At 72.5% G+C, this 23,520-nt stretch carries 22 protein-coding genes and 1 pseudogene; 14 read left to right on the top strand and 9 right to left on the bottom strand.

Going from position 1 to position 23,520, the window contains the following annotated elements; all coding sequences use genetic code 11:
- Nucleotides 1-20: 20 nt before the first annotated feature.
- Nucleotides 21-1,388, bottom strand: a complete 1,368-nt coding sequence (locus ACSU53_RS17435; protein WP_437028806.1) for an MFS transporter — start codon at nt 1,386-1,388, stop codon at nt 21-23.
- Between the two features lie 81 nt (nt 1,389-1,469).
- A complete protein-coding gene (locus tag ACSU53_RS17430) occupies nt 1,470-1,907 on the bottom strand; it encodes a MarR family winged helix-turn-helix transcriptional regulator (protein WP_437028804.1) in 438 nt (145 codons plus the stop codon).
- 155 nt (nt 1,908-2,062) lie between these two features.
- On the opposite strand from ACSU53_RS17430, the gene ACSU53_RS17425 reads away from it, so the two are divergent.
- Nucleotides 2,063-2,245 (top strand): ribbon-helix-helix protein, CopG family, encoded by a 183-nt coding sequence (locus ACSU53_RS17425; RefSeq protein ID WP_437028802.1) that lies wholly within the window; start codon nt 2,063-2,065, stop codon nt 2,243-2,245.
- 43 nt (nt 2,246-2,288) lie between these two features.
- On the opposite strand, the gene ACSU53_RS17420 is transcribed toward ACSU53_RS17425, so the two are convergent.
- Nucleotides 2,289-3,740: an NCS2 family permease gene (locus tag ACSU53_RS17420; protein ID WP_437028800.1), complete on the bottom strand. Its 1,452-nt coding sequence runs from the start codon at nt 3,738-3,740 to the stop codon at nt 2,289-2,291.
- Between the two features lie 379 nt (nt 3,741-4,119).
- On the opposite strand from ACSU53_RS17420, the gene ACSU53_RS17415 reads away from it, so the two are divergent.
- Nucleotides 4,120-4,470 (top strand): DUF2530 domain-containing protein, encoded by a 351-nt coding sequence (locus tag ACSU53_RS17415; protein ID WP_437028798.1) that lies wholly within the window; start codon nt 4,120-4,122, stop codon nt 4,468-4,470.
- 219 nt (nt 4,471-4,689) lie between these two features.
- Nucleotides 4,690-7,092, top strand: coding sequence for an HAD-IC family P-type ATPase (locus ACSU53_RS17410; RefSeq protein WP_437028796.1), 2,403 nt, complete (start codon nt 4,690-4,692; stop codon nt 7,090-7,092).
- Nucleotides 7,093-7,253: 161 nt separating this feature from the next.
- Here the strand turns inward: ACSU53_RS17410 and ACSU53_RS17405 are convergent, their stop codons facing one another.
- Together ACSU53_RS17405 and ACSU53_RS17400 are read right to left on the bottom strand one after the other, a co-directional pair.
- Entirely contained in the window at nt 7,254-8,132 is an 879-nt protein-coding gene (locus tag ACSU53_RS17405; protein WP_437028794.1) for a hypothetical protein, read from the bottom strand.
- Nucleotides 8,133-8,357: 225 nt separating this feature from the next.
- Nucleotides 8,358-11,534 carry a sacsin N-terminal ATP-binding-like domain-containing protein gene (locus tag ACSU53_RS17400; protein WP_437028793.1) on the bottom strand — a complete coding sequence of 1,059 codons (3,177 nt, stop codon included), beginning with the start codon at nt 11,532-11,534 and terminating at the stop codon, nt 8,358-8,360.
- A gap of 506 nt (nt 11,535-12,040) precedes the next feature.
- On the opposite strand from ACSU53_RS17400, the gene ACSU53_RS17395 reads away from it, so the two are divergent.
- Nucleotides 12,041-12,733, top strand: a complete 693-nt coding sequence (locus ACSU53_RS17395; RefSeq protein WP_437028791.1) for a M23 family metallopeptidase — start codon at nt 12,041-12,043, stop codon at nt 12,731-12,733.
- A 66-nt stretch (nt 12,734-12,799) separates the two neighbouring features.
- Here ACSU53_RS17395 and ACSU53_RS17390 read toward each other — a convergent pair whose 3' ends face one another.
- Nucleotides 12,800-13,009 carry a DUF397 domain-containing protein gene (locus ACSU53_RS17390; RefSeq protein WP_437028789.1) on the bottom strand — a complete coding sequence of 70 codons (210 nt, stop codon included), beginning with the start codon at nt 13,007-13,009 and terminating at the stop codon, nt 12,800-12,802.
- Complete coding sequence (locus ACSU53_RS17385; RefSeq protein ID WP_437028787.1) at nt 13,006-13,887, bottom strand: helix-turn-helix domain-containing protein; 882 nt, start codon at nt 13,885-13,887, stop codon at nt 13,006-13,008. The genes ACSU53_RS17390 and ACSU53_RS17385 overlap by 4 nt, the downstream gene beginning before the upstream one ends.
- Nucleotides 13,888-14,045: 158 nt before the next feature.
- Here ACSU53_RS17385 and ACSU53_RS17380 point away from each other — a divergent pair, with 158 nt between their 5' ends.
- The 6 genes and pseudogenes from ACSU53_RS17380 (at nt 14,046) to ACSU53_RS17355 (ending at nt 17,784) form a co-directional block, all read left to right on the top strand.
- Nucleotides 14,046-14,477: an ATP-binding protein gene (locus tag ACSU53_RS17380; RefSeq protein ID WP_437028785.1), complete on the top strand. Its 432-nt coding sequence runs from the start codon at nt 14,046-14,048 to the stop codon at nt 14,475-14,477.
- 253 nt (nt 14,478-14,730) lie between these two features.
- A complete protein-coding gene (locus ACSU53_RS17375) occupies nt 14,731-15,621 on the top strand; it encodes a helix-turn-helix domain-containing protein (RefSeq protein WP_437028784.1) in 891 nt (296 codons plus the stop codon).
- A gap of 92 nt (nt 15,622-15,713) precedes the next feature.
- Nucleotides 15,714-16,061, top strand: coding sequence for a hypothetical protein (locus ACSU53_RS17370; RefSeq protein WP_437028782.1), 348 nt, complete (start codon nt 15,714-15,716; stop codon nt 16,059-16,061).
- On the top strand, nt 16,058-16,315 hold the full coding sequence (locus tag ACSU53_RS17365) for a hypothetical protein (RefSeq protein WP_437028780.1): 258 nt from the start codon (nt 16,058-16,060) through the stop codon (nt 16,313-16,315). The genes ACSU53_RS17370 and ACSU53_RS17365 overlap by 4 nt, the downstream gene beginning before the upstream one ends.
- A 192-nt stretch (nt 16,316-16,507) precedes the next feature.
- Nucleotides 16,508-17,388: pseudogene (locus ACSU53_RS17360) on the top strand (hypothetical protein).
- A 51-nt stretch (nt 17,389-17,439) separates the two neighbouring features.
- Nucleotides 17,440-17,784, top strand: a complete 345-nt coding sequence (locus ACSU53_RS17355) for a hypothetical protein (RefSeq protein WP_437028778.1) — start codon at nt 17,440-17,442, stop codon at nt 17,782-17,784.
- Nucleotides 17,785-18,066: 282 nt separating this feature from the next.
- Here ACSU53_RS17355 and ACSU53_RS17350 read toward each other — a convergent pair whose 3' ends face one another.
- Complete coding sequence (locus ACSU53_RS17350; RefSeq protein WP_437028776.1) at nt 18,067-18,993, bottom strand: DUF3027 domain-containing protein; 927 nt, start codon at nt 18,991-18,993, stop codon at nt 18,067-18,069.
- Nucleotides 18,994-19,349: 356 nt separating this feature from the next.
- Between ACSU53_RS17350 and ACSU53_RS17345 the strand changes: the two genes are divergently transcribed.
- The 4 genes from ACSU53_RS17345 (at nt 19,350) to ACSU53_RS17330 (ending at nt 22,997) form a co-directional block, all read left to right on the top strand.
- Nucleotides 19,350-20,798, top strand: a complete 1,449-nt coding sequence (locus ACSU53_RS17345; RefSeq protein ID WP_437028774.1) for an MFS transporter — start codon at nt 19,350-19,352, stop codon at nt 20,796-20,798.
- 63 nt (nt 20,799-20,861) lie between these two features.
- Nucleotides 20,862-21,359: a DUF2771 domain-containing protein gene (locus ACSU53_RS17340; protein ID WP_437028772.1), complete on the top strand. Its 498-nt coding sequence runs from the start codon at nt 20,862-20,864 to the stop codon at nt 21,357-21,359.
- Between the two features lie 23 nt (nt 21,360-21,382).
- A complete protein-coding gene (locus ACSU53_RS17335; protein WP_437028770.1) occupies nt 21,383-22,078 on the top strand; it encodes a futalosine hydrolase in 696 nt (231 codons plus the stop codon).
- Nucleotides 22,068-22,997, top strand: coding sequence for a 1,4-dihydroxy-6-naphthoate synthase (locus tag ACSU53_RS17330; protein WP_437028768.1), 930 nt, complete (start codon nt 22,068-22,070; stop codon nt 22,995-22,997). Before ACSU53_RS17335 ends, ACSU53_RS17330 begins: the two co-directional genes overlap by 11 nt.
- Before the next feature lie 93 nt (nt 22,998-23,090).
- Here ACSU53_RS17330 and ACSU53_RS17325 read toward each other — a convergent pair whose 3' ends face one another.
- Nucleotides 23,091-23,474: a cold-shock protein gene (locus tag ACSU53_RS17325; RefSeq protein WP_164333825.1), complete on the bottom strand. Its 384-nt coding sequence runs from the start codon at nt 23,472-23,474 to the stop codon at nt 23,091-23,093.
- Nucleotides 23,475-23,520: the final 46 nt, after the last annotated feature.

Here is a 23,520-nt window from a genome sequence, read left to right as displayed (position 1 = left end):
GACCCGAGGTCCCGGCGGGGTCAGGCCGCCGCCAGGGTCTTCTCCCGCTCCCGTTCCCGCGGCACGAACCGCACGCGCGGGTGCCCGCCGTGCCAGCCGACCGTGAGGCGGAGGTTGCCGAGCCGGGCCAGGATCAGGCCGATGACGGCCGCGGCGGTGACCGCGATCGCGCCGCCGACCGCGAGCCCCACCCGGGCGCCGTAGGTGTCGGTCATCCAGCCGACGATGGGCGCGCCGACGGGGGCGCCGCCGAGGAAGACCATCATGTACAGGGCCATGACGCGGCCCCGGACGGCCGGGTCGGTGGACATCTGGATGCTGGTGTTCGTGGTGACGTTGACCGTCATCGCGAACAGGCCGATCGGGATCATGAGGACCGCGAACATCCACATCGCCGGCGCCACGGCGGCGACGATCTCCACGGAGCCGAAGGCCAGCGCGGCCAGGATCAGCAGCCGCAGCCGTGCGGTGCCGCGCCGGGCGGCGAGCAGGGCACCGGCCAGGGAGCCGACGGCCATCAGGATGTTGAAGAGGCTGTAGGCGCCCGCGCCGCCCTTGAAGACGTCGTCGGCGAAGGCCGAGAGGTAGACGGGGAAGTTGAAGGCGAAGGTGCCGATGAAGCCGACCAGCACGATCGGCCACACCAGTTCCGGCCGCCCGGCGACGTAGCGCAGGCCCTCCCGGAGCTGGCCCTTGCCGCGCTTGGAGGGCGTGGCGGCGTGCAGCTCGCGGGAGCGCATCATCAGCAGGCCGGTGATGGGCGCGATGAAGGACAGGCCGTTGAGGAGGAACGCCCAGCCGGTGCCGACGCCGGTGATCAGCACGCCCGCGACGGCGGGGCCGACCAGCCGGGCGGACTGGAAGTTGGCGGAGTTCAGGCTGACGGCGTTCTGGAGCTGGCGCGGGCCGACGAGTTCGGCGACGAAGGACTGGCGGGCCGGGTTGTCGACGACCGTGGCCAGGCCGAGCGCGAAGGCGGCGACGTAGATGTGCCAGACCTGGACGCTGTCGGTGAGCGTGAGGACGGCGAGCATCAGGGAGGTGAGCGCCATCGCGGTCTGGGTGACGAGCAGCGTGGGGCGCTTGCGCAGCCGGTCGACGAGGACGCCGCCGTAGAGGCCGAACAGGAGCATCGGCAGGAACTGCAGCGCCGTGGTGATGCCGACGGCGGCGGCGGAGCCGGTGAGGGTGAGCACCAGCCAGTCCTGGGCGATGCGCTGCATCCAGGTGCCGATGTTGGAGACGACCTGCCCGAGGAAGAAGAGGCGGTAGTTCCTGACCTTCAGCGAGGAGAACATCGACGACTTGCGGGGGGAGCGGTCGAGGGCGGTCGTGGTGTCGCGGGTGTCTGGTGCGGGGGCGGAAGCTGCTCCGGATCCCGTACTCAAAAGGTTCGCCTCCTTGGGGCTACAGCGCTTTCTGCGTGGGCGTCGCCGGGGCGGCCCGCCGGTGGGGCCGCCGGGGCGGGCCTACAGGTGTGCCAGCTTCTCCAGCACGGGGGCGGCGGCGCGCAGTCTCGCCCACTCGTCCTCGTCGAGACCCTCCACCAGCGTGGCCAGGAACGCGTTCCGCCGGCGGCGGCTCTCCTCGAGCATGGCCTCTGCCTGCTCGGTCTGCCGCACGACCTTCTGGCGCCGGTCGTCGGGATGCGGTTCCAGCCGGACCAGGCCCTTGCCTTCGAGCAGGGCCACGATGCGGGTCATCGAGGGCGGCTGGACGTGCTCCTTGCGGGCGAGTTCACCCGGGGTGGCCTGGCCGCAGCGGGCCAGGGTGCCGAGCACCGACATCTCCGTGGGGCTGAGCGACTCGTCGACGCGCTGGTGCTTGAGCCGACGGGACAGCCGCATCACGGCGGTGCGGAGGGAGTTCACGGCGGCAGCGTCGTCGCCATGGCTGAAGTCCGGCATGGTGCTTAGCGTAACTCATTACTCTCGCTAAGGACTACCGGTTCAGCACGGTCCCGGCCGTGACTCCGGCCACTACCGCCCCGGATCACCCGTACGAGTGATCATTCGGCGAAAACGGGTGCACGGGGACGAGATGTGCGGCAACGCTCATGCCCATGGGGACCGACGTGCTCAGCCTGCGGATCGATCAGGAGCTGCTCGAACGGCTCCGGGACCACGCCGCCAAACGCGGCATGACCGTCCAGGACTACGTCCTGCGGACACTCCGGCGCGACGACTTCGACCAGCGGTTCCGGACCTCGGTGGAGGAGACGGAACGGTTCTACGGGGTCACGTGACCGGGACCCCGCAGAACCGCTGCCCGCCGGGCGCGGGGGCGGATCAGGTCAGCCCGAGCGCCGGCATCAGGTAGTAGAAGGCGAAGACCGCCGACACCGCGTACATCGCCACCGGGACCTCCCGGCCCCGCCCGGCCGCCAGGCGCAGCACGGAGAAGGTGAGGAAGCCCATGCCGATGCCGTTGGTGATCGAGTAGGTGAACGGCATCATCACCATCGTGACGAAGGCCGGGACGGCGATCGTGTAGTCCGCCCAGTCGATCTCCTTGACCGAGCCCGCCAGGATCAGGAAGCCGACCGCGAGCAGCGCCGGCGTGGCCGCCTGGCTCGGGACCATGGTGGCCACCGGCGTCAGGAACAGGGCGACGGCGAACAGCGAGCCGGTGACGACGTTGGCGAAGCCGGTGCGGGCACCCTCACCGACGCCGGCCGTGGACTCGACGAAGGCGGTGGTGGCGGACGAGGAGCTGGCACCGCCCGCGGCGACCGCGACGCCGTCGATGAACAGGACCTTGTTGATGCCGGGCATGTGGCCGTCGCCGTCGGTCAGCTTGGCCTCGTCGGAGACGCCCATGATCGTGCCCATCGCGTCGAAGAAGCACGACAGCAGCACGGTGAAGACGAACAGCACCCCGGTCAGCACGCCCACCTTGGCGAAGCCGCCGAACAGGCTCACCTGGCCGATCAGGCCGAAGTCGGGGGTGGCCACCGGGTTGCCGGGCCAGGTCGGGTCGGTCAGGCCCCAGGAGGGGATGTCGGCCACGGCGTTGATGATCATCGCGACGACCGTCATGGCGACGATGGACAGGAGGATCGCGCCGGGCACCCTGCGGACGATCAGCGCGAGCGTGAGCAGCGCGCCGAGGACGAAGACCAGCACCGGCCAGCCGTTCAGGTGACCGCCGACGCCCAGCTGGAGCGGGACGGTGGTCTGGGCGGCGTCCGGGATCCGGGTGATGAAGCCGGAGTCGACCAGGCCGATCAGCATGATGAACAGGCCGATACCGATGGCGATGGCCTTGCGCAGGCCGTACGGGACGGCGTTCATCACGCGCTCGCGCAGCCCGGTGGCGACCAGCAGCATCACCACGAAGCCGGCCAGCACGACCATGCCCATGGCGTCCGGCCAGGACATGCGGGGCGCGAGCTGGAGCGCGACGACCGAGTTCACGCCCAGGCCGGCCGCCAGCGCGATCGGGACGTTGCCGATGACGCCCATCAGCAGGGTGGTGAACGCGGCGGTCAGGGCCGTCGCGGTGACCAGCTGACCGTTGTCGAGCTGGTGGCCGTACATGTCCTTCGCGCTGCCGAGGATGATCGGGTTCAGCACGATGATGTAGGCCATCGCGAAGAAGGTGGCGAAACCGCCGCGGATCTCGCGGGCGAGGGTGCTACCCCGCTCGGAGATCTTGAAGTAGCGGTCGAGGGCGCCGTACGCCGGGCCGCCCTCCGGGTGTTCCGGGGTGGGCGCCTTGGCGGGAGCCGACGTGGACATGCGGGACCTCATCACCGGTGGGATCGCAGGGCGTCCCTTTGGCGTTTCCTACGAACAGAAGTGGCCAGAGACAAACCGTTTCAGTATGAACATATAACGGCCGCTCCGCTATCTCCGCGCGTAGATGCCGGGTGACCTTCCCCGGCGGAGGCATTCCCCCTCCGCATCCCCGCCGGGTGTTCCTCCCGTCTCCCCGTCGGGCGAACGCCCGGGGGAACACCCGGCGGGGAGTCGAGCAAGGCACCCGGCGGGGAGTCGGGGAGAGCGCCCGGCAGGTGGCAGAGGAAGGCACCCGCGGGGATCGGGCCGGCGTGTGGTCGGGCCGGGGGCCGGCGGACGCGACCGGCCGGCCCGCCGGGCCCCCTCGTAGACTGCCCGTATGGAGAAGTGGACCCCCAAGCACGAGGCACCGGAGCCCCTGGAGGGCCCCGTGGTCGCCACGATCGTCGGCGGCACGATCGTCTGGTTCGTCCTCTTCCTGGTGCAGCTGCCCTTCTACGGCTGGTTCGACGAGCACGGCCGCACCTGGTGGCTGTGGACCTGCCTGGCCGGCGGCGGGCTCGGCTTCATCGGCATCTGGTACGTCCGCAGGCGCGACGCCGCGATCAAGCGGGCCCGGGCCGCGGAAACGACGGACGCGGCGGAGCCGACGGACCCGGCGGACCCGGCGGACACAGCGACGGACGCGACGGGCGCGGCGCGGCCGGCGAAACCGGCGGAGACCGCCTGAGCCGGAGCCACCGGTGTGCGGGCGCCGCACGGGCGCGCGGCCCGGCGTTCCGCGGCGGGCCCGGGACTCCGAGGAGCCCGGTCCCGGAGGACCCCGGGAGACCGCCCGGGCCGTCCCGTACGACCGGGGCAGGACGGTGCTCCCCCCGGGTCCTTCCCAGGTCGGAACTTGCCGGGGTCCGGTGGGTGACCGGCGCCGTCCGCACGTAACGTCAGAGGCATGACGCATCTCGACGCGGGCGCCCAGGTCGAAGCCGAGCCGCCCGGCACGGTCACGTCACCGGTGACCGGACTGACCGCCGCGGAAGTGGCCGAACGCGTGGCGCGCGGGCAGGTCAACGACGTACCCGTGCGCAGCAGTCGGTCCATGACCGAGATCGTGCGCGCGAACGTCTTCACCCGGTTCAACGCCATCATCGGCGTCCTCTGGGTCATCATGCTGATCGTCGCGCCGATCCAGGACAGCCTGTTCGGCTTCGTCATCCTCGCCAACACCGGGATCGGCATCATCCAGGAGTGGCGGGCGAAGAAGACCCTGGACTCGCTGGCGCTGATCGGCGAGGTGCGGCCGACGGTCCGCAGGGACGGGACGTCCGCCGAGGTCAGCACCTCTCAGATCGTGCTGGACGACCTGATCGAGATCGGGCCGGGCGACAAAGTGGTCGTGGACGGCCGGTGCGTGGAGGCGGACGGGCTGGAGATCGACGAGTCGCTGCTCACCGGTGAGGCCGACCCCGTGGTGAAGCAGCCGGGCGACCCGGTGCTGTCCGGCAGCTTCGTGGTCGCGGGCGGCGGCGCCTTCCAGGCCACCAAGGTGGGGCGCGAGGCGTACGCGGCACAGCTCGCCGAGGAGGCGTCCCGCTTCACCCTGGTCCATTCCGAGCTGCGCTCGGGCATCTCCACGATCCTCAAGTACGTGACGTGGATGATGGTCCCGACCGCGATCGGCCTGATCATCAGCCAGCTGGTCGTCAAGAACAACGAGCTGCGCAACTCCATCGCCCGCACCGTCGGCGGCATCGTCCCCATGGTCCCGGAGGGGCTGGTGCTGCTCACCTCGGTCGCCTTCGCGATCGGTGTGATCCGGCTGGGCCGCAAGCAGTGCCTGGTGCAGGAGCTGCCCGCCATCGAGGGCCTGGCCCGGGTCGACACGGTCTGCCTGGACAAGACGGGCACGCTGACCGAGGGCGGCATGGACGTCACCGAGCTGCGGGTGCTCGGCGACGGGGACGAGAGGTACCTGCGCAGGGTGCTCGGCGAGCTGGGCTCGGCGGACCCGCGGCCGAACGCCTCCCTCCAGGCGATCATCGACGCGTATCCGGACACCACCGAGTGGCGTCTGACGGACACGCTGCCGTTCTCCTCCGCCCGCAAGTACAGCGGGGCGAGTTTCGTGGAGGAGCCGGGCGCCGAGCCGGTGACCTGGCTGCTGGGGGCGCCCGACGTGCTGCTGGCGCCGCACGACCCGGCGCTGGACGAGACCGTGCGGCTGAACGAGCAGGGGCTGCGCGTGCTGCTGCTGGCCCGGGCCCGGGACGGCGTGGACGTGGACGCGCCCGAGGCGGCCGAGGGCGTGTGGCCGGTCGCGCTGGTGGTGCTGGAGCAGCGGCTGCGGCCGGACGCGGCGGACACCCTGCGCTACTTCGCCGAGCAGGACGTGCGCGCCAAGGTCATCTCCGGGGACAACGCGGTGTCGGTCGGCGCGGTCGCCTCGAAGCTGGGCCTGGAGGGCTCGACGGTGGACGCCCGCCGGCTGCCGTCCGACCCGGACGGGATGGCGGGGGCGCTGGACGAGGGCACGGTGTTCGGCCGCGTCACCCCGCAGCAGAAGCGGGAGATGGTGGGTGCGCTCCAGTCGCACGGGCACACGGTCGCGATGACGGGCGACGGGGTGAACGACGTGCTGGCGCTGAAGGACGCCGACATCGGGGTGGCGATGGGCTCCGGCTCGGAGGCCACCCGGGCGGTCGCGCAGATCGTGCTGCTGAACAACAGTTTCGCCACCCTGCCGTCGGTGGTGGCCGAGGGCCGGCGGGTGATCGGGAACATCACCCGCGTCGCGACGCTGTTCCTGGTGAAGACGGTCTACTCGGTGCTGCTGGCGATCCTGGTGGTGTGCTGGCAGGTCGAGTACCCGTTCCTGCCGCGCCACCTGACGCTGCTGTCCACGCTCACCATCGGCGTCCCGGCGTTCTTCCTGGCCCTGGCGCCGAACAAGGAGCGGGCCAGGCCGCACTTCGTGCGCCGGGTGATGCGGTACGCGATCCCGGGCGGGGCGCTGGCCGCGCTGGCGACGTTCGCGACGTACCTGCTCGCGCGGCACCACTACAGCGGTGCGGACGCGCTGGGCGCGGAGACGAGCGCGGCGACCCTGACGCTGTTCCTGATCTCGATGTGGGTGCTGGCGATCATCGCCCGCCCCTACACCTGGTGGCGGATCGGTCTGGTCGCGGCCATGGGGGCCGGGTTCCTGGTGGTGCTGGTCGTGCCGTGGCTGCAGGAGTTCTTCGCCCTGAAGCTGGTCGGGATGACGATGCCGTGGGCGGCGGTCGCCATCGCCGTGGTGGCGGCGGCGACGCTGGAGTTCCTGTGGCGGTGGGTGGACCGCCGGTTCCCCGTGTAGGGCCGGACCCGACGCGCGGTTCCCCGCGTCCCTGGCGGGGACGCGGGGAACCGGGTGTGTCACTGTCCGGGCGGCCGCCCGTACGGACGCTCGTAGCGAGGCCCGTACGGATGCCCGTACGGATGCCCCTACGGGTGCCCGTAGGGGCGTGAGGCGGGTGCCTACTTCACGTCGACGAAGTCACCGGCGGCCTTGACGGCCGGGGTGGTGCTGGTGCCCGCGAAGTTGTAGCGGTAGTAGCCGTCGACCGACGCCTTGACCGTGGTCTTCAGCTGACCGGTGGTGCTGGTCTTGATGGTCTTGACGGTGGTGTAGGTGCTGGAGTTCTTCTTGCGGAACTGCAGCTGCACCGACTGGGTGCTGTAACCGTGATACTTGTGCGTCTCCCAGTTGGCCCGGGACAGCTTGCCGGTGACCGTGATGGTCTTGCCCTTCTTCACCGGCTCCGGGGAGGCGTTGACGGTGAGGCGGGAGATGCGCTGGACCTTGGTGCTGCCCATCGCGCCCTGGTCGGCGAACTCCTCGGTGGCGTAGTTCAGCGCCAGCCCGCCGGCCTTCCAGGTGCCGGCGTCGGAGTTGATCAGCTCGTCGTACGCGGGGTAGACGTCGATCTTGCCCTTGCAGGTGGCGGTGGTCGCCGAGGTGGAGGTGCAGGTGGCCGGGTTGTCGCCGAGCAGCAGGTTGACCGGCTGCTCGTAGGAGCCCTTGTAGATGTAGGGGCCGGTCGCGAAGTCGTCCGAGTGGATGTCCACGTCGGCGCCGTGCGTGATCTTGTAGGTGACGGTGGTGGAGACCTTGTTCGTCGTCCCGACCTTGACCGCGGCGGCGATCTTGAGGCCGGAGAAGGAGACGTCGAGGTCGCCCACGGCGGCAGCGGCGGCGAACGTGGACCGCTGGGCCGGGGCGTTGCGGTCCGCCTCGATCGCGGCCGCGGCCGCGTCCCGGAAGGAGGGCGCGTCGACGGCCTGGGCGGACGGGACGGCGAGGGCGGACAGGGCCAGGGCGCCGGAGACGGCGGCCACGGTGGCGCGAATACGCATGCGTTCCCCTGGTGGAGGAAGGGGGCCCCGGCTCTGGTCGTTTCCTACGGCTCGTCGTCGGCGCGGGGCCCCGAATGATCGTGGAGTCTGTTGACTCGGAAGATCAGATGCGCGGGTCGGGCCAATGGTTGTACGGAAAGTGAAAATTTTGTGACCGTGTTCGTTCACGGTCCGCTGCCTCCCGGTTTCCGTCGGCCGAATCGCCCGCTTCCGGCCGGTCTCCGGTCAGTCGAACCAGCGGTCCCGCGCCAACTCCTCCGTCCGCGAGGGGTCTTCCAGCAGCGCGGCGACCTCGAACCGGCGCGGCCACTGGCCGGCCGCCCAGGCGAGCCCGGCGGCGACCCCCTCCAGGGTGGCCGCGTGCAGGACGCCGTCCGGTGCGAGCCGCCAGTCGAGCTCCACGCCGTCGACGAGGAGTTCCTCGTGCTCGACGTAGGTGGCGGGGGTGCGCGGGCCCAGCAGCACCCGCACCGGCTCCGGCACGTCGTGCTCGGTGCCCTCGGAGCCGACCCGCCCGGTGACCGTCTCGCTGAGCCGCCGCACCTGGAACAGCTCCGCCAGGTCGGCGGCGCGCGCGGGACGGACCGGCAGCAGCGGCAGGCCCTCGCTGAACGGCAGCAGGTCGGGCGAGTCGACGACCACCGCGTCGGCGGCGTCCACCACCCGCACCCGCCCGTCGACGACCGCCCGCAGCTCGTCCGGCAGGGTCACGTCCTCCGGGTCGAGGCCGGCCAGCGCCCCGTACAGGGCGTGCAGTTGCGCCGGGCCCACCTCGCGGTCCGGGTCGGCCAGGCGGTCGAGGAGTTCGGCGGCGCCGCCGGGCTCGTCGAGCAGCGCGGCGACCGAGGTGCGCACGCCGAGGGCGCGCAGCACCTGCTCGTCCTCGAACCCGGTGGCGTCGGCCTCGTCGTACAGCCCGCGCAGCAGCGGGTCGCCGCCGGCGGCGCGCAGACCGGCGGGGCGGCGGCCGTCGAGCACCGGGTGGCCGCGCAGCCACCAGGCGGTGTAGGGGCGGACCGTCTCGTGGGTGCCGTCCGGCATCAGGATCCGCACCGGCTGGGTGAGCGCGTCGCGCAGCGGCGGACAGGCGAGCAGGGCGAGGGCGCGGGGCCACTGGTCGTCGTCGACGAGGTCGAGGTCGCGCACGGCGACGATCTCGGTGGCGACCGGCGGCACCGGGGTGTCGGGGAAGCGGTCGAGGACGTCCTCGCACCACACGTCCACGGCGTCCAGCAGGCCGGGGTCGTCGGGTTCGGTGAAGTCGCTGTCGCGGGGCTCCAGTTCGTCGGGGTCGAGCACCACGTCGGTGGCGCGGACGAGGGCGAAGCCGACCAGCACGCCGCAGGCGGCCAGCGGCTCCTCGCCCCACTTCTCGGCCAGCTCGGCGTCCACGGCGGCGAGTTCGCCCTCCCGCATGACGGAGGCGAACGGGCCGCCGGGGAAGACGAGTTCGCAGGCGGGCGCCAGTTCCCCGTCCTCGTCGGGGAGGGCGAGGGCACCCAGCCAGGGCTCGTCGCCGGGTTCCAGGCCCGCGTCCCGGACCAGGCGGAGCACGGTGTCGGCGAGTTCCTCGGCGTCCGGGGCGTCCTCCTCCCAGCCGATGCCGCCGCCGTCGTCGTCGAGGGACGCGGCGACGGCGGCCCGCACCTGCGGGGTGGTGAGGACGGCGCGCGGGGTGGCGGGGAGCGCCCCCAGCTTCTCCAGGAGGGGGTGGGCGGCGTCCGGGTGGGCGACCTTGAGGCCGAGCCGGGTCAGCACCCCGGGCTCGATGCGGGCGGCGTCGTCGCCGGGCAGCAGGACCTGCCGGGGGCCGATGGTCGTGCGGGCCGCACCGGGCCCGAACCCGTCGGACGGGTCCCCGGCGAGCGGCACGGGCAGCCCGGACAGCCGGTCCGGGTCGACGCCCGCGAGACTCTCGTACAGCCGCCGCCACCAGCCGGGCTCCTTCTCCAGCCCGGCCAGCCGGTCGACCGCGTCGCCGAGCGGGATCCGGGCGACGCCGAGGGTGCGCAGCTCGACGCGGCGTTCGAGGCCGGCGGGCAGCAGGGTCGGCAGGACCTCCGCCAGCACCCGTACGGTGTCGGCGCCCGCGCCCTCGACGACCTCCGCGTCCCGGGGCCGCAGCGACTCGGGCAGCCCGGAGTCGTCGTCCCGGCCGTCCCGGTCGTCGCGCGGCTCGGCCGCCGGCGGCAGGAAGGAGGTGCGCGGCAGCCGTTCCAGGATCGCCCCGCGCAGGGCGCCGTCCAGCTCGCCCTTGCCGAGCGGCCCGGGCACCAGGTCGAGGATCCCGGCGGTCACCGGCCGCCAGCCGGCGAGCAGCTCGGTGTAGGCGTCGGCCGCCCGCTCCACCAGGAAGTCGGTGAGCGGGCCGGGGGCGGCGTGCCGCCGGGTGGAGTCCAGCGGGAAGGAGGCGATGAGCAGCGCGGGGACACCGAGGGGTTCCTCGCTGGGCGTCGGCGCGTGCACGACGGGGCTGGTGCGCGGACGGGCCGGGGTGCCGTCGGCGTCGACGGGCACGGCCCAGGTGACCGACCAGTGCGGCCGCAGCCGTTCCTCGATCGGCCGGTCGGCGAGCAGGTCGGGGGTGAGCGGCCCGTGCGCGGCGACGCTGCGCCAGCGGGTGGTGCCCTCGCGGGAGTCCTCCACGACGGTGAACGCGCCCTCGGTGCGGCGGCGCAGTGTCCTGGACGGGGCGTCGCCCGCCTCCACGACGATCTCCTCCAGCCCCGGCAGGGCCAGCAGCAGGGCGTCGTCGACGGCGTGCAGCAGCCGTTCGGCCAGGTCGGCGGCGGCCGTGTCGCGCAGGGGGAGGATGACGGCCGTGTCGTACGGCGCGGGGGCGCTGCCCTCGGCGGCGAAGGGGAGCCGCAGCAGCGGCACGTGCCCGTCCCGGCGGCGGATCTCGTCCCCCAGGGCGGGGCTGGTCCCGGCGGCCTCGTGGGCAAGCCCCCGGGCCTCGGCGAGCGACCAGCGCACGCCGCCGTGCCGGCTGACCACGGCGGGTTCGTCGGTGACGGCGAGCACGGCCGCGAACCCCACGCCGAACCGGCCCACCGAGCTGTCGGGCGTGTCCCGCTTCGCGGAGGCGCGCAGCGTGGACAGCGACTCGACCCCCGCCGCGTCCAGGGGCGCGCCGGTGTTGGCGGCGACGAGGACCCCGTCCCGCAGGGTGAGCCGGAGCCGTCCCGGCACGCCCGCGCGGGCGGCGGCGTCGGCGGCGTTCTGGGCGAGCTCGACGACCAGCCGGTCGCGGTAGCCGCCGAGGACCAGGTCCTCCTCGGCGTTGGCGTCCTCCCGGAACCGGGCGGGACTGGCGGCCCACGCGTCCAGAACACCCCGCCGCACCTGCACCGTGCCGAACGGATCGGCCCCCTCGGCGGCGGGCCGCACGAACTTGCTCACGTTGACTCTCCTCATCGGGTGACGACGAAGGTACCGCGAGCCGGGTGCCCGGCGTTCCCGCCGACGCCCCTGGTCCGGTGCGGTCCGCGGCCCGCGTCGCGCACCGGCCGCTCCCGGCCGGTCCGGTGCCGCCCGGGCGGAACCGCATGCTGATCGTTTTCCGACGCAACCGGAGACCCACGCCACATCCCCGGGCCGCCCGCATCCGGCCCTCGGTGACAAGCGGCACAGGCCCGAGGTGCCGTACTACCCGGAATAGTGGCGAAGCCCCCCACGCCAAATCGGACATTTAGTGCACAGTTCTGATCGATCAGCTTGAAATGGGGGGTTTCACCCCGTGCGACCCCCTCCGTCAAGAGATGTGGGTCTCACGCCTGACCTACGGCCTTTCGTCGTAGGTCACACCTTTGCGGCTTTTGGGCGGGGGCGGTTACCAAGGAACGGCCACCACGGCGCGGTCCCTGCACCGGGTGGTTCTCCTCTGTCCCCACCCCGTGAGGTTTTCGATGTCCCAGCGCGTCACGTCCCGCTCCTTCCGCCCGGCCCGCATCCGTACCCGCGCCGCCGTCCTGGTCGCCGGTTTCGGTGCCTCGGTCGCCCTGGGAGCCGGAGTCGCGACCGCCGCCGACACCACCACGTCCGGCGTCGCCCACGCGGTCCAGGCCCAGGCCGCCGCCCAGGCCAAGGCCGCCCAGGCGAAGCAGGCCGCCGAGGCCAAGAAGGCCGCCCAGGCCGCCAAGGCCGCGAAGGCCAAGAAGGCCGCCGCCAAGAAGAAGGCCGCTTCCTGGGTCGACCCGGTGAAGAAGTACAAGCTGTCGGCCAGCTTCGCCGCGAACGGCGGCATGTGGGCCTCCAAGCACAGCGGCCAGGACTACGCCATCCCCACCGGCACCCCGGTCCTCGCCACCCACGGCGGCACCGTCGTCAAGGCCGGCCCCAACGGCGCCGGCGACGGCCCCGCCTACGGCAACGCCATCGTCATCAAGCACGGCAACAAGACCTACTCCCAGTACGCCCACCTCTCGAAGGTGAACGTCAAGATCGGCCAGGTCGTCAAGACCGGCCAGAAGATCGCCCTGTCAGGCAACACCGGCAACTCCAGCGGACCCCACCTCCACTTCGAGATCCGCACCACCCCGAACTACGGCTCCGCCGTCGACCCGGTCAAGTTCCTCCGCGCCAAGGGCGTCAACTTCTGACCGACCACGGCACCACCTGACCGCGCCACGCGACCCCGAGGACCACTCCTCGGGGTCGTCGCGCGCTCAGCCCTCGGACGCGTACGGCACGAACGCCGCCCACGCCTCCGGCGCGACGGCGAGCCGGGGGCCGGCGATGTCCTTGGAGTCACGGACGTGGACAGTGCCGGGGGTGAGGGCGAGTTCGACGCAGGAGTTGCCGTCGGTGCCGTCGCTGTAGCTGCTCTTGAACCAGGCCAGCTCGGAGGCGTCACCAGCGGAGACCTTGCGGATCATGTTTCTCCCAGCAGTAGTTGCTCGATGAAGGTCAGCGACTCCCGGGGCGAGAGCGCCTGCGCCCGAATGGTGCCGTACCGCAGCTCCAGGATGCGCAGTTGCTTCGGCTCGGAGGTCGGACGACCGCTGAACGCACCGTCGGAGCGCCCCACCGCAGAACCGTCCGCGAATTTCAGTACTTCGATCCTGCCGTCCACCCCGGGGTGAGCGTCGGTTTTCGTCGGCATCACCTGAAGCGTGACGTTGTGCAGCCGCCCCACTTCAAGCAGATGTTCGAGCTGCTGTCGCCACACCATTGTGCCTCCGACTCTCCTCTGCAACGTCGCTTCCTCCAGGACGAAGCTGATGGACGGAGCCGGATCACGTTCGAACACCGATCGTCGCTCCATACGAGCAGCAATCATCCGCTCCACGTCGTCGGGGGCGTACGGCGGTTGCGCCGCCTGGAACAGCGCACGCGCGTGTTCGGGTGTCTGCAGCAGACCGCTGATGCTGTTGCAGACGTAGACGCCGATCTCGACGGCCCGCCCTTCCAGCTTCGCGATGTGCCGCACCGTCTTCGGATACCGGACCCTCTTCACGTCCTCCCAGGCCGCCGCGATCAGCCCGCCCGCGTTCAGGACCTCGTCCGCCTTGTCCAGGAACTCCTGGCGAGGGATGCGCTTGCCGCCCTCGATCTTGTACACCATGTCCTCGCCGTACCCGACGATCCGCCCGAACTCGGCGGCCCGCAGCCCCGCCGCCTCGCGCCGCAGCTTCAACTGCCGTCCCACCGTGGTGATGACGGCGACGCCCCACTCGTCGTCCGGGTCCACCTCCCAACCGGGCTCGTCCGCCTCTTCCTTGAGCCGACCCGCCCCCGCCTCGACCGCCGTCATGCCGCACCTCTCCCTCGGAACCGTCCGTGACGCACGCGGCGCCCTACCCGCACCAACGGTCGGCACAGCCACGACAGCACCGGACAACCACCGGACAGTGACCGTACGTACGCACCAAGTGACGTCCACGGTACGCAGACACCGCCACGCTGGGTGACGTGAATCAGCGAACCGCCGAACCCGCCGCCCCCGTCCGCAACTTCAGCGTGCAGCTCTCCCCCACGCCACGGGGCGCCCAGCAAGCCCGGGGTCTTGGGGCAGCCCAACTGCGCTCCTGGGGCCTGCCCGTGGACCCGGCCCGTCAGATCATCGCCGAGCTGGCCGTCAACGCGGCGACCCACGGACGCGTCCCGGGACGGGATTTCCGGCTCACGCTCTACGTCGTGGGCGCCACCCTCCGCATCGAGGTCACCGACACCCGGGGGGACCGGCTCCCCCAGCCGCAACTGCCGTCCCCCGATGCCGAGTCCGGCCGGGGCCTGCTGCTGGTCGAGGCCCTGGCCGACCGCTGGGGCGTATCGGAGGGCCGCTTCCCGCGCAAGACCGTCTGGGCCGAACTGCGGCTGACGGTACCGGAACCCGAGATCTGAAGCCCTGGTGCCGTCGGCGCCTTCCAGAACAAAGAACGGGGGAGAAAGAACCCCACCAAGCCCCACCCTCCCTCCCGGGGCGCGCCATCACTCGCTCGGGTGAACATCACCGTCTCAGCTGGATTTTGGAGCCCTCAGCTCCTCTACGCTCAGCCCACGGACATCCCGAAAACGATTTCGGCCCCCGCCGGGACTGCAATCCCGAAGCGAGGGCCTGACCACCAAGAAGCCTGCCAAAGGAAACGCCTTCTCGATGGGTACCCAAAACCCTAGCGCGCCCCCGCGCGCCCAGTCAGCCGCAGACCGCAATCCGACCCGACCGCGTCACCGCACCGGCGGCGTCATCCACGAGAACACCCGTCACACCACCCGCTTCGTGGTGATCGGCAACCACCTCGTCCAGCACGCGGAGCTGTCCCTGCTGGCGATCGGCCTCGGCTGCCACATCCAGTCGCTGCCCGCCGGCGCCCCCGTCGACATCAAAAGCCTCACCGCACGCTTCGCCGAAGGCACCACCCGCATCGCCGCCGCCCTGCGCGAGCTCGAAGCCCACGGCTACCTGCGCCGCGAACGCCACCGCACCGCCAACGGGCGCATCGTGACCCGCACGATCTCCTGCAACCAGCCCGGCCACCGGCGGCAGCCCGCCGACACCGGCTGCCCCGACCCGCGCCCCCGGCCGAAGGCGGAACGCCCACCGCAGCCGCCCCGCCCGCGCAAGGCCCTCCCCGCCGTGCCCCGGCCCGCGTTCCCCGCCGCCGCCCTGCTCCAGCAGGCGACCGACCTGCTCACCGGCCTGCGCCGGCACGACCCCCGCCTGCTCCTCACCGCCGCCGACACCGAGCACCTCGCCCCCGGCGTCGCCACCTGGCTGGAACGCGAGGCCACCCCCGCCGCCGTACGCCTGGCCCTCACCGCCGACCTCCCGGACGAAACCCTCACCCGTCCCGCCGCCCTCCTCGCCCACCGCCTCACCGCCGCCCTGCCCGCCGTCCCCCCGTACCGCCCACCGGCCGCCCCACCCCCGGTACGCCACCCCCTGCGCACCTGCGACGGCTGCGACCGCGCCTTCCGTGGGCCCACGACGGAGACGCGCTGCCGGGACTGCCGCGAACACCGCACCGTCATTTCGGCTGCGCCATGAACACAGCAGGAGAAGAACACACGATGCTCGCCGCACGGCACCCCAGTGACCCCGGACGACTACCCTGGCCAGTGCACTCCCGGGAGGACTCCATGAGCAGGCAGGCCGACCACGGACACGAGCTGGTTCCCCGCCCCGAGCAGACCCCTGATGCCCTGCGCGCCGCCCTCGCCGTCGTCGCTCCCGGGCGGCTGGCCGAGATGCAGCGGACCAAGGACGAGGCCTTCGCCAAAGCCGTGGAATGGCAGTCCCTCAGCCCGGTGCGCAGCTGGGTCCTCGCCTGGGCCAGGGACATCGAGATCGCCCGTCGCCCCGACCTCGCCACTCGCCATGCCCGGGCCAAGCGCCTCCTGGAGCACGAGGACGAGGCGACCGCCCGCGAGGCGTTGGGGGAATTCAGTGCTGTTCTGGACGAGGCACTGAAGGCAGTACAGGGTTGAGCTGGACCTGGGAGTACGCCTTCAGTGCGGAGGAGGCCGCACGCACCGCGCCCCCGGCTTTCCTCGCCGAAGTGGAACGCAAGGCCGCCGAACTCGTCAGAGCGGCCGAGGCACAGTATCTGCACGGTCGCGCCCACGACGGGGCCGATCCGAAAGGCGGGGACGTCGCCGTACGGGGCGGGATGTTCACCTACCAGATCGTCGTGGGCAGCGAGCGCGTCTTCGTTCTCCAGCTCACCTACCTCGGTTTCTGAGGCGCGGCGGAGAGAGGCGTGCCCGTGCCGCCACTCTGTCCGCCGCACCAGTACCGCGCACCGGTCCCCCACCCCTGCACATCCCCGGCGCACCTGGGGTGGCTCCGACCGCCCCTTCCCGGGTCCCGGCCCCGCAGCACGATGCCCGGGCCCCGATACCTCCTCCCGGTCATACGATCCAGTAAGGACCCCATGGTCAGCCCGCCTCATGAAGCGAAGCACCGCAACTTTCAACGCGACTCCGGCCTGTTCAGCCGCGTCCCCCGCTTCCTGGGCGTGGATATCCCCAGGCCCGTCGGAGCCACGGCCCTGCCGACGGACCTCGGAGAGACCGGTCACGTGCTACGCCGGGTCGACACCCTTCTACGGTTGGACACAGCGGAATCGGGTGCGTTTCTCCTGGCTGTCGACATTCAGAACGAGCGGGACGCGGACACCCCGGCGAGCTGGGCCTACTGCACCGCCTACCTGTGGAAGAAGTACCGGCTGCCCACCACGCTCCTCGTCGTCTGCCAGGACCACGCCACGGCCGAGTGGGCCCAACAGGCGGTGAGCAGCGGACCATCCCAGCTGCCCACACTCACCCTGCGGCCGTGGTCGCCGGGCCGCACAACATGCCCGTGATCACCGACCCGGACGAGGCGCGGGCAGACCTCGCCCTGACCTGCCTGGCAGCCGTCGCGCACGCTGCCGCGCCGGCCGTGAACCCGATGCTGAAGGCTCTGTCCACCGCACTGCGGGACGTTCCCGCAGACATCGCCGACCCCATCGTCGAGTTCACTGAGCGGGGCCTGCGAAGCCACTCGGCCAAGCACCTCTGGTGGAGCCTCGTGGCCGTGGACCTCACTCCCGCAGGGCCTCGTCTCCTCGAAGAGATCCGGGAAGAGGTCCGCGCCGAAAGCGAGCGGCAGCGCGCCGCCGAGAACGTGCTCACCGTGCTCGCGGAACGCGGCCTCGACGTCTCCGACCAGGCCCGCGACCGCATCCACGGCTGCGCCGACCCCCACACCCTCAGCCGCTGGCTCCGACGGGCCGTCACCGCAGGGCTGCGGGAGGAATCCATGAGCACGTAGGCCGACCACGGAGCAGCACACGTAAAGTGGCTCTGGGGAAGGGAAGCACCCATGACGGCACGGACGCCTGCCGAGCAGGCGCTGGCCAGCTCCTACACCACAGGAGACGGCAGCGTGCGCTTCGACATCGCTGCTCTGTCGGTCGACCGCCTGCCCCAGGGCCACGCCCTGCTGACCTACCAGTTGCGAGTAGTACGCCACGGCCTGCCCGACGAACACTGGGTGGTTGCCCTCCCCTGGGAAGACAAGTCCTTCACGGACGTTTTCGACTCACCGGCCCCCGAACCCGAGCGGCTGCGGCAGCTCGTGCACCTCGTCCGTGCCCTGCTGGAGGAGTGGTGGGACACCAAGGGACACAACCGGCAGTCGGCGAAGCTGGGACAGCGCCTTCTCTGACCTTGCACCGACGAGTACCGATCGGGTGCTCGCCCGTCCGGAACAGAAGATCGTCGCACGCAGCGTCGTCCCATGTCGGCCACCATGCTCGCGGAAAGCGGTCCCGACCTCTCCGACGGGACCGTGAGCGCATCGACGGCTGCGGCCATCCGCGGACCCCGAGCCGCCGGCTCCGACCCGCCCTCACGGCGACGGAGATGATCTTCGACCGGGACGGGGGATGCCACGGTCCGCCCGCCGGGTGACACCACCCGAGTCCACCCGGCGCCGCCCCTCGTCACGCTAGGAGTGACCCAGTTCCGCCGACGCCTCGTCCTCCGTCGCCGGGACCGAACCCGAGTCCGGGGCCGGGCGGAGGGGGAAGGGGTCGACGCGGGTCTCGTCGATGACCGGGGTGGCCGGCTGCGGGGGCTTCGGCATGACCGCGGCCTCGGAGTGGCCGCCGCAGCCGTAGCCGAGGGAGACCACGCGGCCGTCGGCCGGGGAGAACTCGTTGGCGCAGATACCGAACGCCTGGCCGAGGGAACCGCCGATCGGGGCGAGGAAGCCGCAGGAGACGCAGGACGCGGGGGCCGACTGGGCCATCGGGGTCTTGGCGCCGAAGGCCTCCTCCCAGCGGTCGGCGGCGGCGTGCAGGCCGTAGCGGGACAGGACCCGGGCGCGGCGCATGCCGAGTTCGTCGGCGACCGCCGCGATGGAACCCCGGGCCGGGGGCGTCGCGAGGTCGGCGGGTGCTCCCCCGGCGACCTCGGCGTCCTCCGCGTCGACGAGGTCGGCCATCTCCTCGGAGAGGACGGAGTTGGGCGGCGGCTCGTCCTCGCCGGTCCAGCCGGGCTCCAGGCGCAGGTCGTCGGCGTCGGTGGGCAGCAGGTCGCCGGGGCCCATGTCGCCGGGGCGCAGCCGCTCGCTCCACGGCACCCACTCCGGGGCGAGGATCGCGTCGGGCCCGGGCAGCAGGGCGGTCTCGTCGACGGTGACGATCCTCGCGCGGGAGGCGCGGGCGACGGTGACGGCCCAGCGCCAGCCCCGGTAGCCGAGCTCGGTGCAGCCGAAGAAGTGGGTGACGACGCGGTCCCCCTCGGAGACCAGCCCCTCGTGCTCGCCGACCACACCGGGCGCCGCGGCCTCCTCGGCTGCGGCACGGGCGAGGTCGACGGCCTCGGCGCACAGACGGTCGGGGGTGCGGCTTCGCGTTGTCGCTGCGCTCACAGGTATCGCTTCTCTCCTACGCCGTCTCACGAGTGCGCCACTCCCATGCGCGGGGGCGGACGGAGCGGACCGCAGGACCGCGTCGACGTCCGCGCCGGATCGTGCTCGGGCGCGCCTCCATCCATTCTGCGGGATGGCTGAGATACGCACGCTACCTTCTCGCGTGCGCTGGGCCTACACCGACGGTTGTTCCGGGGTTCCGCGCGCCGGGCTCCCGCGCGCGGGTTCCGGGCGCCGGGCCGCCCGCGGCGGACCGGGGCGCCGGTTGCGCCGGACAGCGGCACGACCGTCCCGCGCCGGGCCCGTCGGCGGACGTCGCAGCACTATCCCCCGCCATCTCGGGGCACTATGGCGAGGTGGCTACCGCGAAATCACCCCACGGCGCCACCGGGATCGGTGGGGCGAGGACGAAGGGGATGAAGGGGACGAAGAGCAACGGCCGGCGCAACGGCACGGGCCGGACGGGCGGCGGCGCCCGTGCGGTCGGCCGGGCGCTGCGCTTCCCGGTGACCGGCACCGCGCGGGGCATCCGCCGGGCCACGCACGCGCACGGCGCCGGTGAGTCGGGGCTCGGCAAGCTGATCGAGCTGCACGGGGTCAACGGCGCCGGCGACGTGATGATCACGGTGGCGCTGGCCTCCACCGTGTTCTTCTCGGTGCCGACGGACGAGGCCCGCGGGCGGGTCGCGCTCTACCTGGCGATCACCATGGCGCCGTTCACCCTCCTCGCCCCGGTGGTCGGCCCGCTGCTGGACCGCCTCCCGCACGGCCGCCGCGCCGCGATGGCGGGCGCGATGCTCGCCCGGGCGCTGCTCGCGCTGGTGCTGTCCGGCGCGGTGGTCACCGGCGGGCTCGAACTGTATCCGGCCGCGCTCGGCGTGCTGGTCTCCTCGAAGGCGTACGGGGTGGTGCGCAGTGCGGTGGTGCCGCGACTGCTGCCCCCCTCGTTCTCCCTGGTGAAGGCGAACTCACGGGTCACCCTGGGCGGGCTGCTGGCCACCGGAGTGGCCGCGCCCATCGGGGCGGGGCTCCAGCAGATCGGGCCGCGCTGGCCGCTGTTCGGGGCGTTCGCGCTGTTCGTGACGGGCATGTTCCTGTCCTTCCGGCTGCCGTCGAAGGTGGACTCCGCGAAGGGGGAGGACGTCGCGCTGCTCGCCTCGGACGAGAGCCACCTGCACGGGCCGCACCGCAAGAACGGCAAGCGGCCCGGGCTGCGCACCGTCGGCCCGGCCGTCACCCACGCGCTCGCCGCCAACACCGCGATCCGCTGCCTGACCGGCTTCCTGATCTTCTTCCTGGCGTTCCTGCTGCGCGAGCACCCGCTGACCGGGCAGAGCGCCGCGGTGTCGCTGGGCATCGTCGGCGTGGCGGCGGGCACCGGCAACGCGCTCGGCACCGCGGTCGGGGCGTGGCTGCGTTCCCGCGCCCCGGAGATCATCATCGTGACGGTGGTGGCGTGCGTGGCGGGTGCGGCCGTCGTGGCCGCCACGTTCTTCGGGGCGGCCCTGGTGGCCTGTCTCGCGGGGGTCGCCGGGTTCGCGCAGGCGCTCGCCAAGCTGTCGCTGGACGCGCTGATCCAGCGGGACGTGCCGGAGCTGGTGCGCACCTCGGCGTTCGCCCGTTCGGAGACGCTCCTGCAGATGGCCTGGGTGCTGGGCGGTGCGATCGGCATCGCGATGCCGCTGATCGGGCCCCTGGGCCTGGCCGTGGGCGCCGGCATCGTCGGCGCGGGCTGGCTGCTGACCGTACGGCCCCTGCTCACCTCGGCCCGGCACGGGGGCCCGGCACGTCCGCGAGTGGCGTAACGGCCCGGCCACGCCGTACCCCGCATGGGAGGTGGGCGGGGCCCGCCCGATAGCCTTTCCGTCATGACCACGTTGCCCCGCGGCGCAGCCGCCCAGAGCCACCGCGCTGTGCGACGCCGCCGCGTCGCCGTCGCCGCCGGCGCCGTATCCGCCGGACTGCTCGTCCTGTCCGCCTGCGACAAGCCGACGGCACTGTCCACGATCACCGTCGGCAGCTCCTCCGTGAGCTCCGAGGCCGCCTGCGGCGGCGAGGGCGAGGCGATCAAGGCGGCCGACCTCGACAAGTGCCTCAAGGACAAGGACGTCAAGAGCATCACGGTCGACCCGGACGAGACCGTGCGCTTCGGCGTCGACCCGGACGTCGCCGACAAGGGCTGGACGATCCTGATGAACGGTCAGCCGCTGACCGACTCCAGCACCAAGACCTACCGCACCATCCCGGGCAGCGTGTTCTTCAACGCCCAGTACGGCGCGCAGGGCGACTCGACCCTGGTGTCGATCAAGGAGGGCGAGAACGAGACGACCGGGCTGTGGTCCTTCCGGCTGAAGAAGGACGCCTGATCACTGCGCCGGTACGCCTGCTCGTGGCCACCGCCGTCCCCGCCGAGCGGGACGCGGTGGCCCGGGCGTTCCCCGGGCCGGTCCGCGAGGCGGCCGTGCCCGGCACGGCCGTGCACACGCCCGACGGCGGCCCGGACCTGCTTGCGGCCGGGGTCGGCCCGGCCCTGGCGGCCGCCTCGACGGCCGCCGCGCTGACCGCCGCCGCACTGGCCGGCCGCCCCTACGGGCTCGTCGTCTCCGCCGGGATCGGCGGGGGCTTCCCGCCGCACGCGCCCCTCGGCTCGCTGGTCGTCGCGGACGAGATCACCGCGGCCGACCTGGGCGCGGAGACGGCCGACGGTTTCCTGCCGGTCACCGACCTCGGATTCGGCACCGTCACCCACCACCCGCCCGCGGCCCTGGTCCGGGCCGCGGCCGCGGCGACCGGCGCGCCCACCGGCACCGTGCTCACCGTGTCCACGGTGACCGGCACCGCCGCCCGCGCGGAGGCGCTGCGGGCACGCCACCCCCGGGCCCTGGCCGAGGCGATGGAGGGCTTCGGGGTCGCCGAGGCCGCCGCCGCGCACGGCGTGCCCGTGCTGGAGGTGCGCGCGGTGTCGAACCCCGTGGGCCCCCGCGACCGCGCGGCCTGGCGCATCGGCGACGCCCTGGCCGCCCTGACCGAGGGCTTCGGGAAGCTGGGGCCCGTCCTGGAGAGTTGGAACCGGCATGAGCAGTGAACAGCACCACCGGCAGGACCAGCGGCTGCGGATCGCGTACTCGCCCTGCCCGAACGACACGTTCGTCTTCGACGCCCTCGCCCACGGCCGGGTGCCCGGGGCGCCCGCCCTCGACGTCACCTTCGCCGACATCGACGTCACCAACGGCATGGCCGAGCGCGGCGAGCTCGACGTGCTGAAGGTGTCCTACGCGGTGCTGCCGTACGTCCTCGACGACTACGCGCTGCTGCCCTGCGGCGGCGCGCTGGGGCGGGGCTGCGGACCGCTGGTGCTGACCCGGGACGAGACCCTGACCGGCGCCGGCCTGGCGGGCCGCACGGTCGCCGTGCCGAGCGAACGGTCCACGGCGTACCTGCTGTTCCGGCTGTGGGCGGCCGAGGTGGTGCCCGGCGGGGTCGGCGACATCGTGGTCATGCCGTTCCAGGAGATCATGCCCGCGGTACGGGACGGCAAGGTCGACGCGGGCCTCGTCATCCACGAGGCACGCTTCACCTACCGGACCTACGGGCTGCACCAGCTGGCCGACATGGGCGAGCACTGGGAGCACACCACCGGGCTGCCGATCCCGCTCGGCGCGATCATCGCCAGGCGCTCCCTCGGCGCGCCGGCGCTGACCGGCCTGGCGGACGCGGTGCGGGCCTCCGTGCGGGCCGCCTGGGACGATCCGGAGGCGTCGCGCCCGTACGTGATGGCGCACGCGCAGGAGATGGACCCGGCCGTCGCCGACCAGCACATCGGGCTGTACGTCAACGAGTTCACCGCGGACCTCGGCGAGGACGGCTACGCGGCCGTGCGCGGGCTGCTGACCCGGGCGGCGGCCGAGGGCCTGGTGCCCCCGCTCGGCCCGGAGGCGCTGCGGTTCCCCTGTCGGGCGGCGCGGCCGGGGGACGGGCGCCTCGCGCCCACACGGCCCAGGTAGGCAGGCGACGGAGAACGGCCGCGGTACCGGTACCGCGGCCGTTCTTCGTCCCGGTGGCGCCGGCGTGGTCGGCGCCACCCGCGTGCCCGGGGGCTACACGTCGAGCTGGTCGGCGACCGCGCGCAGCAGGCCGGCGATCTTCTTGCCGGAGGCGCGGTCGGGGTAGCGGCCGCCCTCCAGCTGCGGGGTGATGTTCTCCAGCAGCGTGGTCAGGTCCTGGACGATGGAGGCCAGTTCGTCCGGCTTGCGGCGCTGGGCCGCGGCGACCGACGGGGTGGGGTCGAGAACGGTCAGGGAGAGGGCCTGGTCACCGCGCTGCCCGGCGACCACGCCGAACTCCACGCGCTGACCCGGCTTGAGTGTCTCGACTCCGGCGGGGAGGACCGAGGAATGGACGAAGACGTCGCCGCCGTCGTCTCGGGAGAGAAAGCCGAAGCCCTTCTCACTGTTGAACCACTTGACCTTGCCGGTGGGCACGTCTGTCCTCGTCCTTGTACTCGTCGGGAAAACTGCTCGGAAACGG

This window comes from Streptomyces sp. enrichment culture, assembly GCF_964273255.1.
GTDB lineage: Bacteria > Actinomycetota > Actinomycetes > Streptomycetales > Streptomycetaceae > Streptomyces.
This window is presented reverse-complemented; position numbering and strand designations above follow the sequence as displayed.